Origin of the sequence: Stenotrophomonas sp. TD3, from assembly GCF_001939825.1 — a bacterium.
Lineage (GTDB): Bacteria > Pseudomonadota > Gammaproteobacteria > Xanthomonadales > Xanthomonadaceae > Stenotrophomonas.
Map to the genome: position 1 here is coordinate 2,813,755 of NZ_MOYM01000001.1, position 11,878 is coordinate 2,825,632.

An 11,878-nucleotide genomic window follows, 5' to 3' on the forward strand; every position below is an offset into this window, starting at 1 on the left:
TGGGTCCAGACCCTGCATTCTCGCCGGGTCCCTACCTGCCCGCACCTGGTTTGTACCGATGCGGTACCGATTCGGAGCCACGCCATGAATACCGCAGTCCCGACCGCCTCGCACCCCAACCCCGGCATGCAGGTCACCACCTTCGAGAACCCGATGGGCATCGACGGCTTCGAGTTCGTCGAATTCGCCGCCCCGGCCGGCCGTGGCCAGGAGCTGCACGAGTACTTCCGGAAGATGGGCTTCAGCGCGGTGCTCAAGCACAAGCAGCGTCCGATTACCGTCTATCGCCAGGGCGACGTCAACTTCCTGGTCAATGAAGACCCGGATTCGTTTGCCTCGGACTTCGCCGAAAAGCATGGCCCGTGCGCCTGCGGCTTTGCCATCCGCTTCAAGAAGCCAGGCGCGGAGGTCTACCAGACCGCGCTGGGCAACGGCGCCGAAGCCATCGCCTTCAAGCCGGACAGCAAGGCGGTCAGCGCGCCGGTCATCAAGGGCATCGGCGACTGCATGCTGTACCTGGTCGATCGCTATGGCAGCGCCGGCAGCATCTTCGACGGCGACTACGAGCCGATCGCCGGCGCCGACCTGCACCCGGTGGGCTTCGGCCTGACCTTCATCGACCACCTGACCCACAACCTGTACTTCGGCAACATGCAGCAGTGGTCGGATTACTACGAGCGTCTGTTCAACTTCCGCGAGATCCGCTACTTCGACATCAAGGGCCTGAAGACCGGCCTGGTGTCCAAGGCGATGACCGCACCGGACGGCATCGTGCGCATTCCGCTGAACGAATCGTCTGACCCGAAGAGCCAGATCAACGAGTACCTGGACGCATACAAGGGCGAGGGCATCCAGCACATCGCCTGCTTCACCGAGAACATCTACGAGACCGTCGAAGCGATGCGCGCGCAGGGCGTGGACTTCCTCGACACGCCGGAGACCTACTTCGACGTGATCGACCAGCGCGTGCCGAACCACGGTGAAGACGTGGCGCGCCTGGCGAAGAACAAGATCCTGATCGATGCCGATCCGGAAACCCACCAGCGCAAGCTGCTGCAGATCTTCACCCAGAACTGCATCGGCCCGATCTTCTTCGAGATCATCCAGCGCAAGGGCAACGAAGGCTTCGGCGAAGGCAACTTCACCGCGCTGTTCGAAAGCATCGAGCGCGACCAGATCCGCCGCGGCGTGCTGTAAGGTCTGCAGGCAATGTCGGCCTCCCGCCGGCATTGCCTGTCCGAATGGTAGTGCCGGCCGCTGGCCGGCAATCTCTGGAGTTTCCATGTCCCCCGCTATCACCGCCCGCGGCTACCAGTCCGGCTTCGGCAACGAATTCGCCACCGAGGCCGTCGCCGGCGCGCTGCCGGTCGGGCAGAACTCACCGCAGAAGGTGGCCCACGGCCTGTACGCCGAACAGTTGACCGGCACCGCCTTCACCGCGCCGCGTGGCAGCAATCGCCGCAGCTGGCTGTACCGGATCCGTCCGGCGGTGACCCACGGTGAGTTCACCCCGTTCGCGCAGTCGCAGCTGCAGTGTGATTTCGGCGCACAACCGGCCTCGCCGAACCAGCTGCGCTGGAGCCCGCTGCCGCTGCCGCAGCTTCCGACCGACTTCGTCGAAGGCCTGTACACGATGGGCGGCAACGGCTCGCCCGACGCGTATGCCGGCGTGGGCATCCACCTCTATGCCGCCAACCGCGACATGGTCGGCCGCTACTTCTACAACGCCGACGGTGAACTGCTGATCGTGCCGCAGCTGGGCGCGCTGCGCCTGCTGACCGAGCTGGGGGTGATCGAGATCGAGCCGCAACAGATCGCGGTGATCCCGCGCGGCGTGCGCTTCCGCGTCGAGCTGCCCGATGGCCCGAGCCGCGGCTACATCTGCGAGAACTACGGCGCGCTGCTGAAGCTGCCCGACCTCGGCCCGATCGGTTCCAACGGCCTGGCCAATCCGCGCGATTTCGAAACCCCGCACGCAGCGTTCGAGGATGTGGATGGCGATTTCGAGCTGATCGCCAAGTTCGAGGGCCGCTTGTGGCGTGCGCCGATCGACCATTCGCCGCTGGACGTGGTGGCCTGGCACGGTAACTACGCGCCGTACCGCTACGACCTGCGCCGCTTCAACACCATTGGCTCGATCAGCTACGATCACCCGGATCCGTCGATTTTCCTGGTGCTGCATTCGCCCAGCGACACGCCGGGGACCAGCAACATGGACTTCGCGATCTTCCCGCCGCGCTGGCTGGTGGCGCAGAACACGTTCCGCCCGCCGTGGTTCCATCGCAACATCGCCAGCGAGTTCATGGGCCTGGTGCATGGCGCCTACGATGCCAAGGCCGAAGGCTTCGTGCCGGGTGGCGCATCGCTGCACAACTGCATGAGCGGTCACGGCCCGGACGCGCCGACCTTCGACAAGGCGTCCAATGCCGATCTGTCCAAGGCCGATGTCATCAAGGACACGATGGCCTTCATGTTCGAGACCCGCGCGGTGATCCGCCCGACCGCGCAGGCGCTGGCCGCCGGCCATCGCCAGGGCGATTACCAGCAGTGCTGGAACGGCCTGCGCAACAACTACCGCTGACCCTAAAAAGGGGACGGAGGGGATTAAGTCGCAATCAGCGCGAGTGTGCTGATTGCGACTTAATCCCCTCCGTCCCCTTTTTCTTCAGGCGGCCTCGGCGAACGCGTCGCAGTGCTCCAACGGCAGCGCTTCCAGCAGGCGTTGGCGTACACGCTGGCAATAGCCTTCCGAGGTCAGCCCGGGCAGCATCCTCATCGCCGATTGCAGCACCTGCAGTACTTCGTTCTCCGCGCGGGCCTGCTGCAGGTCGCGGAACAGCGCCGCCGCCTGAGGGTGGCGCTGCATTTCCAGAATGCCCAGCACATAGATGCGTGCGGCCACCAGCGAGCGGCGGCGTTCGACCGCTGTGGCCGCGGCTGCAACAGGTGCCGCGGCCGGTGCTGCGGGCTGTGGCGCTACTGCGGCTGCCGACGGCGGTGGTGGGGCTGTGGCGCCGGTACCGGTGCTCAGGTAGCCGGCCTGCACCAGCTGGATGACCATGGCCGGCGCGTCCTGGCCGAGCAGGCCGGTCAGGTCGGCAATGCTGCGCTGGCCGTCGCACAGGATCAGCAACCGGCGCTGGCGCATGTCCAGCGGCGCGCGGTGGGCCTGCAGCGCGGTTCGGGCGAGATCGGTCTTGCGCGGTTGCATGGAAGGGACAGCCAAGTCGGTGCACGCCGAGCCTGAACGAGGGCGATGAAACGGCGATGACAATGCAGCATCTGCACGTGTGCTGCGCTAGCGTGCAGCTACTTTCGTGCCAGGGAACCGCACCGATGAAGCACCTTCCGATTGCCGGTCTTTTGCTGCTGTCGCTCACCGCCTGCAACCGCAGTGCCGAGGCCCCGTCGCCGACCACTACTGCCCCCAGTACCGTCGCCGAAGCCACGCCTGCACCGATGGCCCCGGCCGCCGAGCAGGGCCCGGCACGCCTGGACGGATTCGCCGGCGCAACGCTGGGCGCCGGCATCGCCGAGGTCCGCAGTGGTTTTGGCACGCCGCTGCAGGGCCTGGGCACCGACGCCAGTGGCAAGCCGTTGCCGGCCGACGACGGTAACGACGGCTGTTACTTCCTGCGCCCGCAGGATGCCGAAGACCCGCGCCTGATGATCGAAGGCCGCAAGCTGGTGCGCTACGACGTGCGCAGCGCGGCCATTGCCGCACCGGGCGGCGGCAAGGTCGGCATGACCCTGGGCGAGCTGCAGGTGCTGTACCCCGAGCGCGGTGACGTCGGCCCTGACAAGTACGACGAGAAGGCCCAGCACCTGCGCGTGCGTCCGGCGCAGGAGGGGAAAGCGGTGATCGACTTCGCGCTCGGTGCCGATGGCCGGGTCAATGCCTGGCGCGTCGGGCAGACCCCGCAGGTCGATTATGTGGAAGGCTGTGGCTGATCCTTGATCCACGGCCCAGCCATGCGCGCGGGGCCAGCGTAGAATCGCGCCACGACCGCTGGGGGAGTGCTCGATGATCGCCATTGCCATTGCCTGGTTCCTGCTCGGCCTGCTGTTGCTGGCGCTGGGCGGGGACTCCATCGTCAAGGCCGTGTCCGGCCTGGCCCAGCGCTTCGGGGCCAGCCCGTTCACGGCCGGACTGCTGCTGCTCGGGGTGACCACCTCGTTGCCGGAACTGGCGGTCAACGCGCGCGCGCTGGCGGTCGGCCAACCGGAGCTGGCACTGGGCAATGCCGTCGGCAGCAGCATCGCCAACCTGGGCTTGACCCTGGCGGTGGCGGCGATTGCCGCGCCCCTGCTGCTGCGCGCGCGCCTGCAGACGGTGCTGTGGTGGTCGCTGCTGGCGGCCGGCGTCCTGCTGATCCTGTTCGGGCTGGATGGTCGCCTGGCGCGCTGGGAAGGTGGCGTACTGGTGGCGGGCTTCATCGTCGTGCAGGTACTGCTGCTGCGCCGCGGCCGTGTCGAGAGCGCCGAGGTGCAGGCGGCCATCGCCGAATCCGCGCTCAGCCGCACCAGCCTGCCGTTGAACGTGCTGCGGGTGCTGATTGCGGCGCTGACGCTGTATTGGGGCGCGCGCCTGGTGGTGGGTGCCGCAGCGGACTTCGGTGCGGCGTTGGGCTGGACGCCGCTGCTGGTCGGCCTGCTGCCGGTGGCGATCGGCACCGCATTGCCGGAGGTCGCCACCGCCATCGCCGCCGCGCGTCGCGGTCACGGCGACATGGTGCTGGGCCACGTGCTTGGCTCCAGCGTAGTCAACCTGCTGCTGGTGATCGGTGCGATGGCGATGCTGCAGCCGTTGGCGTTGCCGGCCTCGTTCGTGCGCCTGGAACTGCCGGCGCTGCTTGCCTTCGCATTGGTGCTGTACCCGATGCTGCGTGGCGACCTGAAGATCAGCCGCAGCGAAGGCGGAATCCTGCTGGTCGCCTTCGTCGGCTGGTTCGTGCTGGAACTGCTGCTGGTGGGCGCACCGGCGTTGTAGATCCACGCCATGCGTGGATGCGGTTGATTTCGTGCCGACCAACGGTCGGCACCCACCGGGCGTCACCCTGCCGGCCAACGGCCGGCACTACCGATTCTGCGCGTGCTCTTCTTCCCGCACCGGTTCCGGCGGCGGCAGCTGCTCTTCGGCGGCCGGTTCGTTGCCCGGCAGGCTGGGGCGGGTTTCCATCAGCAACGACAGCGCCGCCTTGGCCATCATGTGGGCGCTGATCGGCGCGGTGATGAACAGGAACACGGTGATCAGCAGCTCGCGCGGCTGCGGGTCCTGGCCGAGGAAGATGTGGTAGCACACCGAACACACCAGCACGCAGCCCACGCCCAGCGTGCTCGCCTTGGTCGGTGCATGCAGGCGCTTGAAGAAGGTGGACAGTTTCACCAGCCCCAGTGCGCCGACCAGGATGAAGAAGCAGCCGAACAGCAGCAGGATCGACAGGCCGATCTGGATCGCGGTGATCATTCGACGATATCCCGGCGCAGCACGAACTTGCTCAGCACCACGGTGCTGCCGAAGCCGAGCATGGCGATGACCAGTGCGGCTTCGAAGTAGATCGCGGAGTTGAGGTACATGCCGAACAGCATCAGCTCGGCGATCGCGGTCACCGACAGTGTGTCCAGTGCGAGGATGCGGTCGGGCACGGTCGGCCCGCGCAGCAGGCGCCAGGTGGCCAGCAGCATGGCCAGGCCGACCACGTGCATGCACACCACCAGCGTGGTCTGGATGATCTGGAATCCAGTCATGGGAAGATCTCCATCAACGGCGCCTCGTAGCGGCGCTTGATCGTATCGATCAGGTCCTGTGGGTCCTCCAGGTGCAGCACGTGCACGAGCAGGAACTTGCGGTCGTCGCTGAGCGCGGCCGAGACCGTGCCCGGGGTCAGGGTGATCATGCTGGTCAGCGCGGCGATGCCGTGGATGTTGGCGATGTCCAGCGGCAGCCAGATGAAACCCGGGTGGATGTTCTTCTCAGGGCCCAGTACCTGGATCGCCACGCGGATGTTGGACATCAGGATGTCCCACAGGGTCACGCACAGCAGTTTCGGCAACGGGCGCAGGGTGCCGATGCGGGCGAACTCGCGGTCCAGGCGTGCGGCGAACAGCGGCACCACCACGCCCAGCAGCAGGCCCAGCATGATCTGGCCGAGGGTGAAGCTGTCGGACATCAGCAGCCAGAACGCCACCACCATGATGCTGAGCATCGGCGAGGGAATCAGGCGACGGAACAGGGAGCGCTGGGCGGTCATGGCTGGCGGATCTCCGGTGCGGTCGCGCGCAACTGCTGCACGTACTCGCTGGGGTGCAGCAGCTGTGCAGCGGTGGCGTCGGTGTAGCGCATCAGCGGCGCGGCGGCCAGGGTCATGCCGATGCCGTAGGCCAGCAGGATGCAGGCGGCGTACAGCTCGACCCGGCGCAGGCGTGCCTTGCGCGGCTTCGGTGCATCGGCCTCGACCGGCGGTACGCGCCAGAACAGGCGGATGCCGCCACGGGTCAGGCCCATGATCACCAGCAGGCTGCTGACCAGCACCGCGGTCCACACCGGCCCGGTGTACTGCGCCGGCATGCCGGCCAGCAGCGCGGCCTTGGCCAGGAAGCCGGACAGCGGCGGCAGGCCAGCCACAGACACCGCGCCGATCAGGAACAGCACCGCCGGTGTTTCCTTGCCCGGCATCGGTGCCACCACTTCCTTGCGGTCGCTGGCGCCACCGCGGCGGCGGCGGATCAGGTCGGCAATCAGGAACAGCGCGGCGGCGACGAAGCTGCTGTGCGGCAGGTAGTACAGGCCGGCCGAGAGCACCTTTGGCGTACCCACCGAGAAGGCGATGAACAGCGTGGCCGCCGACACGATCACCAGGTACGAGATCAGCACGCGCAGGCGGGTCGCGGCCAGGGCGCCGAGGCCACCCAGCACCAGCGTCGCCACGCCGGCCCACAGCAGCCAGTCGCGGCCGTAGCCGGCCATCGCGCCGGCGTCGTCGCCGAACCACAGCATCTGGATGCGCAGCACCGAATACAGGCCGACCTTGGTCATGATCGCGAACAGCGCGGCCACGGCCGCCGGTGCACGCGAATAGGCTTCCGGCAGCCAAAGGTACAGCGGCATCAGTGCGGCCTTGGCGCAGAACACCAGCAGCAACAGGCCCATCGTCGCCTTCACCAGGGTCAGCTGCGCCGGCGGCACTTCGGCGATGCGCTGCGACAGCTCGGCCATGTTCAGCGAGCCCAGCGAGGCGTACAGCAGGCCCAGCGCGATCAGGAACAGGGTCGAGGCGGTGACGTTGAACACCACGTAGTGCAGGCCGATGCGCATGCGCAGGCCGCGGCCACCACTGAGCAGCAGGCCGTAGGAGGCGATCAGCATCACCTCGAAGAACACGAACAGGTTGAAGATGTCGCCGGTCAGGAACGCACCGTTGAGGCCGACCAGCTGGAACTGGAACAGTGCATGGAAGTGCGGCGCGCGGCGGTCCCAGCCAGAGCAGGCATGCAGCAGGCAGGGAATGGCCAGCAGCAGGGTGGTCAGCAGCATCCATGCCGACAGCCGGTCGGCCACCAGCGCGATGCCCAGCCGCGACGGCCAGTCGCCCAGCAGGTAGACGTTGATGTCACCGCTGGCGGTGGTGGCGAACAGCAGGCCCACCGCCAGCGCCAGCGCCGACAGCGAGGTCCAGGCCACCGCGCGCTGCACCCTGGGGCCATAGCGGCGGTGTTCGACGAACAGCGACAGCGCAGCACCCAGCAGCGGAATCAGGATCGGCAGGATCACCAGGTGGTTCATGCGCGGTCCTCGCCCTGGCGCGGCGGCACACCCTCATCCTGCAGGTCGTCATCCGGCTCGTGGGCGTCCACGTGGTCGCTGTGGTTGTCGCTGCGGCTGCGCATGGCCAGCACGATGCTCACGGCGGTCATCGCGAAGGCGATCACGATCGCGGTCAGCACCAGCGCCTGCGGCAGCGGATCGGTGTAGTTGCCCAGGTGGCTGTCCACGCCCTCCTGCAGCACGGGGGCCTTGCCCAGCACCACGCGGCCACCGGCGAAGATCAGCAGGTTGGTCGCATAGGACAGGAAGGTCATGCCGAGGATCACGTCGAAGCTGCGCGCACGCAGCAGCAGGTAAACGCCGATGGCGGTCAGCACGCCGATCGCGGAGGCCAGGGCCAGTTCCATCAGTGCATCTCCCCGGTGCGTGCCGAGCGGCGTTGCAGGTCGATCTCGCCCTTGCGCGCGGTGCGGGTACGAGAGGGTTTCACGGTGGCCATCATCGACAGCATCAGCATCGCGCCACCGAACACCACCAGATACACGCCGATATCGAAGCCGATCGCGCTGGCCAGCGGCACGTCGCCGATCAGCGGCAGGTGCAGGTCGAGGTGGCCGCTGGTCAGGAACGGCACGCCGAACAGCATCGAAGCGCTGCCGCTGAGGATGGCGATCAGCAGGCCCATGCCGATGCAGCGGATGTAGTCGAAGCCGAAGCGCGATTCCACCGATGCGGTGCCCTGGATCACGTACTGGATCAGCAGCGGCACCGCCAGCACCAGGCCGGCGATGAAGCCACCGCCCGGCGCGTTGTGGCCGCGCAGGAACAGGAAGATCGACACGGTCAGGGTCAGCGGGAACATGATCTGCGCCAGGTCGGCCGGCACCGGCAGCTTGATCGGCGGGCCGGGCATGATCTGCTCCGGTGCCATCCGCGTGCGTCGCAGCAGTGCGTGCACCACCAGTGCGGCGATGCCGAACACGGTGATCTCGCCGAAGGTATCGAAGCCGCGGAAGTCGACCAGGATCACGTTGACCACGTTCTGGCCGTAGGCCTCGGGCAGCGCCCGGCCCAGCAGCTCGCCGGCCATCGTGTTCGGCGGCAGGGTCATCGCAGAATAGGCCAGCGCGCCAAGGCCGGCACCGGCGATGATCGCGATCACCGCGTCACGGCGCTTGCGCCAGCGCGGCCGCTCCGGCCCGGACTGCGCAGGCAGGTAGTTCATGCCCAGCAGCATCAGCACCAGGGTCACCATCTCCACCAGCAGCTGGGTCAGGGCCAGGTCGGGCGCGGACAGGAACACGAAGGTCAGCGCCACCATCAGGCCGACGCCACCGACCAGCAGCACCGCCAGCAGGCGCTGCTTGTAGACGCGCAGCGTGGCGACCGCGCAGGCCATCATCACCAGCCACAGCGCCCAGCCCAGCAGCGGAATCGGCTGCGGTGCGGTCCAGTTCGGCGAGGCCGGGTTGGCCACGAACGGCGCGGCGGCGACCACGATCGCCACCAGCACCAGGCCCAGCAGCATGCGCTGCAGGCTGCCGTTGGCGATGCCGTTGGTCAGGCGCATGGCCAGCGCGGAGATCGCATCCAGCTGCGCATGGAACACGTTGCGGCCGGTAGTGCGGGTTTCCACGCCGTGCAGGTTGATCAGCTTGCGCAGGCCGAAGTACAGCGCCACGCCGCCCACCACGCCGATCGCGCTCATCGCCAGCGGCAGGTTGAAGCCGTGCCACACCGCCAGGCTGTACTCGGGCATGGCATTGCCGAGGATCGAGGCCGCGGCGGCATGCAGTACCGGCGCCACGGTCAGCGCCGGGGCCACGCCCACCGCAATGCAGATCACCACCAGCAGTTCCACCGGCACCTTCATCCAGCGCGGCGGCTCATGCGGCACGCGGTCGAGGTCGTGCGGGCCGGGGCCGAAGAAGGTGTCGTGCACGAAGCGCAGGCTGTAGGCCACGCCGAACACACCGGCCAGCAGCGCCGCGATCGATACGGCCGTGCGCATCGCGCCCGGGCCGCCGCCGGCGGTCAGCGCTTCGGCGAACAGCATTTCCTTGGACAGGAAACCGTTGAGCAACGGGATGCCGGCCATCGCCAGCGAGGCGATGATCGCCAGCGCGCTGGTGAACGGCATCAGCCTGCGCAGGCCCCCCAGCTTGCGCATGTCACGGGTGCCGGTCTCGTGGTCGATGATGCCGGCGGCCATGAACAGCGAGGCCTTGAAGGTGGCGTGGTTGAGGATGTGGAACACGCCGGCGACGACTGCCATCGGCGTGGACAGGCCGAACAGCAGGGTGATCAGGCCCAGATGGGAAATGGTCGAGTACGCCAGCAGGCCTTTCAGGTCGTGCTGGAAGATCGCGTTCCAGGCACCGATCAGCAGGGTCAGCGCGCCGATGCCGCTGACCGTGTAGAAGAACAGGTCGCTGCCCGCCAGTGCCGGATGCAGGCGCGCCAGCAGGAACACGCCGGCCTTCACCATGGTGGCCGAGTGCAGGTAGGCCGAGACCGGGGTCGGCGCCGCCATCGCGTGCGGCAGCCAGAAGTGGAACGGGAACTGCGCGCTCTTGGTGAAGATGCCGGCCAGCACCAGGAACAGGGCGTAGGGGTACAGCGCGCTGGCGCGGATCTGCTCGCCGGCGGCCAGCACCACGTCCAGGTCGAAGCTGCCGACGATGCGGCCGATCAGCAGCACGCCACCGAGCAGGGCCAGGCCGCCGCCACCGGTGATCACCAGCGCCATGCGCGCGCCTTCGCGGGCGTCCTGGCGGTGCGACCAGAAGCCGATCAGCAGGAACGAGCTGATGCTGGTCATTTCCCAGAAGATCATCAGCAACAGCAGGTTGCCCGACAGCACCATGCCCAGCATGGCGCCCATGAACAGCAGCAGGTAGCAGTAGAAGCGGTGCGCGTTGTCCTGCTGGCTCAGGTAGTAGCGCGCATACAGCACCACCAGCGCGCCGATGCCGAGCACGAGCCCGGCGAACATCCAGGCCAGTCCGTCCAGGCGCAGGGTGAAGTCCAGGCCGATCTGCGGCAGCCAGGGCACCAGGGTGCGGACCACCTGGCCATCGAGCACCGACGGGGTCAGCCAGCCGAGGATGGCCAGCCCGCCCAACGGCGCCAGCGCCGCCAGCCAGGCAGCAGTCGAGCGCGAACTACGGGGGAAGGCCGCAACAGCCGCTGCCATCAGGAACGGCAGGGCCAGCAGCAGGGGCAGGCTGGGGAGCATGCAGGGAATCCATGATTCACGAGCAGGTCAGGGAGGATAACAGGCTGCGAAATGTCGCCGAAACCCATCGAACAGCGATCAATTGCATGTAACGTTCGCTGATTCATTTTTTCTGCGGCGCAACATTGCGTTCCTGCATCACTTCCCTGGTTGCCCTCGGGGGACACCCTACGCCCACGCAGGGAGACCGCAGGCCCTGTCGCACAGGGGCTGCCGTCGACGGGCGGGCGATGGGGAGCGGATCACCGGCGCAGGCTGGCAGGGCTCCCGTGGACTACGGGTGACGGAATCCGCCCGTTCAGGAAACGACGGCCGCTGTCGGCCGCCGCCAGGTCAGTAGCGCCAGTCGAGCTTGCGGTAGAACTTGGCCATCACCCAGGCCGGTCCGATCAGCAGATAGGTCAGGTCGGTCAGGAAGCTGGGCTTGCGGCCATCGAACTTGTGGCCGATGAACTGCGCGATCCAGGCCACCACGAACACGCCCACTGCCAGCCAGCGCAGGGCTTGGATGCCGATCTCGGCCTCCAGCAGCCGGCACAGGCAGCCGAACACGAAGAACTGGATGAGCATGCCGATGCCCAGCGGGCGCGACAGTTTGTTGTAGAAGCACCAGGCGCTGAACATCGCGAACGCCGACCAGATGCCGTACTGGAACCAGGTGATCAGCGGCGGCAGGCACCACAGCAGAGCCACCACCGACCACAGGATCGCCGGGACCGCCACCACGTGGATGCGCTGGTTGATCACATTGCGGTGGTCGTCGGAGTAGCTGGCGAAATAGCGGTCGATCGGCCGCGCAAGCTCGGTGGATGTCTGCATGCGGCCAGCATACTCCCGCCGGAGCCCGTCAGTAGAGCCAGGCCATGCCTGGCTGC

The 11,878-nt window shown here is 67.4% G+C and carries 12 protein-coding genes; 4 read left to right on the forward strand and 8 right to left on the reverse strand.

The features are described 5' to 3' along the window. The first annotated feature begins 84 nt into the window (after nucleotides 1–84). Complete coding sequence (hppD, locus tag BKE09_RS13000; protein ID WP_014038757.1) at nucleotides 85–1,197, forward strand: 4-hydroxyphenylpyruvate dioxygenase; 1,113 nt, start codon at nucleotides 85–87, stop codon at nucleotides 1,195–1,197. 85 nt (nucleotides 1,198–1,282) lie between these two features. Further along, nucleotides 1,283–2,581 (forward strand): homogentisate 1,2-dioxygenase, encoded by a 1,299-nt coding sequence (hmgA, locus tag BKE09_RS13005; RefSeq protein ID WP_075675989.1) that lies wholly within the window; start codon nucleotides 1,283–1,285, stop codon nucleotides 2,579–2,581. Nucleotides 2,582–2,665: 84 nt separating this feature from the next. Here the strand turns inward: hmgA and BKE09_RS13010 are convergent, their stop codons facing one another. After that, entirely contained in the window at nucleotides 2,666–3,211 is a 546-nt protein-coding gene (locus BKE09_RS13010) for a hypothetical protein (RefSeq protein ID WP_075675990.1), read from the reverse strand. 125 nt (nucleotides 3,212–3,336) lie between these two features. On the opposite strand from BKE09_RS13010, the gene BKE09_RS13015 reads away from it, so the two are divergent. Together BKE09_RS13015 and BKE09_RS13020 are read left to right on the forward strand one after the other, a co-directional pair. Beyond that, nucleotides 3,337–3,951: a hypothetical protein gene (locus BKE09_RS13015; protein WP_075675991.1), complete on the forward strand. Its 615-nt coding sequence runs from the start codon at nucleotides 3,337–3,339 to the stop codon at nucleotides 3,949–3,951. Nucleotides 3,952–4,024: 73 nt separating this feature from the next. Then, nucleotides 4,025–4,990 carry a sodium:calcium antiporter gene (locus tag BKE09_RS13020; protein WP_075675992.1) on the forward strand — a complete coding sequence of 322 codons (966 nt, stop codon included), beginning with the start codon at nucleotides 4,025–4,027 and terminating at the stop codon, nucleotides 4,988–4,990. Nucleotides 4,991–5,077: 87 nt separating this feature from the next. Here BKE09_RS13020 and BKE09_RS13025 read toward each other — a convergent pair whose 3' ends face one another. From BKE09_RS13025 to BKE09_RS13055, 7 genes are all read right to left on the reverse strand, one after another. Next, on the reverse strand, nucleotides 5,078–5,467 hold the full coding sequence (locus tag BKE09_RS13025) for a Na+/H+ antiporter subunit G (RefSeq protein WP_049443927.1): 390 nt from the start codon (nucleotides 5,465–5,467) through the stop codon (nucleotides 5,078–5,080). Beyond that, nucleotides 5,464–5,748 carry a K+/H+ antiporter subunit F gene (locus tag BKE09_RS13030; RefSeq protein WP_006399171.1) on the reverse strand — a complete coding sequence of 95 codons (285 nt, stop codon included), beginning with the start codon at nucleotides 5,746–5,748 and terminating at the stop codon, nucleotides 5,464–5,466. The genes BKE09_RS13025 and BKE09_RS13030 overlap by 4 nt, the downstream gene beginning before the upstream one ends. Then, complete coding sequence (locus tag BKE09_RS13035) at nucleotides 5,745–6,251, reverse strand: Na+/H+ antiporter subunit E (protein WP_075675993.1); 507 nt, start codon at nucleotides 6,249–6,251, stop codon at nucleotides 5,745–5,747. The genes BKE09_RS13030 and BKE09_RS13035 overlap by 4 nt, the downstream gene beginning before the upstream one ends. Continuing rightward, nucleotides 6,248–7,783, reverse strand: a complete 1,536-nt coding sequence (locus tag BKE09_RS13040) for a monovalent cation/H+ antiporter subunit D (RefSeq protein WP_075675994.1) — start codon at nucleotides 7,781–7,783, stop codon at nucleotides 6,248–6,250. The genes BKE09_RS13035 and BKE09_RS13040 overlap by 4 nt, the downstream gene beginning before the upstream one ends. Further along, nucleotides 7,780–8,172 (reverse strand): Na+/H+ antiporter subunit C, encoded by a 393-nt coding sequence (locus BKE09_RS13045; protein ID WP_014038749.1) that lies wholly within the window; start codon nucleotides 8,170–8,172, stop codon nucleotides 7,780–7,782. Before BKE09_RS13045 ends, BKE09_RS13040 begins: the two co-directional genes overlap by 4 nt. Then, nucleotides 8,172–11,003, reverse strand: coding sequence for a monovalent cation/H+ antiporter subunit A (locus BKE09_RS13050; protein ID WP_049443920.1), 2,832 nt, complete (start codon nucleotides 11,001–11,003; stop codon nucleotides 8,172–8,174). Before BKE09_RS13050 ends, BKE09_RS13045 begins: the two co-directional genes overlap by 1 nt. Nucleotides 11,004–11,336: 333 nt before the next feature. Then, on the reverse strand, nucleotides 11,337–11,822 hold the full coding sequence (locus tag BKE09_RS13055; protein ID WP_075675995.1) for an Mpo1-like protein: 486 nt from the start codon (nucleotides 11,820–11,822) through the stop codon (nucleotides 11,337–11,339). Nucleotides 11,823–11,878 lie beyond the last annotated feature (56 nt).

What these genes read in the sequence shown, in the direction of transcription:
- hppD (WP_014038757.1), top strand. Translation starts at nt 85, where the DNA reads ATGAATACCGCAGTCCCGACCGCCTCGCACCCCAACCCCGGCATGCAG.
- BKE09_RS13035 (WP_075675993.1), bottom strand. Translation starts at nt 6,251, where the DNA reads ATGACCGCCCAGCGCTCCCTGTTCCGTCGCCTGATTCCCTCGCCGATG.
- BKE09_RS13015 (WP_075675991.1), top strand. Translation starts at nt 3,337, where the DNA reads ATGAAGCACCTTCCGATTGCCGGTCTTTTGCTGCTGTCGCTCACCGCC.
- BKE09_RS13055 (WP_075675995.1), bottom strand. Translation starts at nt 11,822, where the DNA reads ATGCAGACATCCACCGAGCTTGCGCGGCCGATCGACCGCTATTTCGCC.
- BKE09_RS13050 (WP_049443920.1), bottom strand. Translation starts at nt 11,003, where the DNA reads ATGCTCCCCAGCCTGCCCCTGCTGCTGGCCCTGCCGTTCCTGATGGCA.
- hmgA (WP_075675989.1), top strand. Translation starts at nt 1,283, where the DNA reads ATGTCCCCCGCTATCACCGCCCGCGGCTACCAGTCCGGCTTCGGCAAC.
- BKE09_RS13010 (WP_075675990.1), bottom strand. Translation starts at nt 3,211, where the DNA reads ATGCAACCGCGCAAGACCGATCTCGCCCGAACCGCGCTGCAGGCCCAC.
- BKE09_RS13045 (WP_014038749.1), bottom strand. Translation starts at nt 8,172, where the DNA reads ATGGAACTGGCCCTGGCCTCCGCGATCGGCGTGCTGACCGCCATCGGC.
- BKE09_RS13030 (WP_006399171.1), bottom strand. Translation starts at nt 5,748, where the DNA reads ATGACTGGATTCCAGATCATCCAGACCACGCTGGTGGTGTGCATGCAC.
- BKE09_RS13040 (WP_075675994.1), bottom strand. Translation starts at nt 7,783, where the DNA reads ATGAACCACCTGGTGATCCTGCCGATCCTGATTCCGCTGCTGGGTGCT.
- BKE09_RS13020 (WP_075675992.1), top strand. Translation starts at nt 4,025, where the DNA reads ATGATCGCCATTGCCATTGCCTGGTTCCTGCTCGGCCTGCTGTTGCTG.
- BKE09_RS13025 (WP_049443927.1), bottom strand. Translation starts at nt 5,467, where the DNA reads ATGATCACCGCGATCCAGATCGGCCTGTCGATCCTGCTGCTGTTCGGC.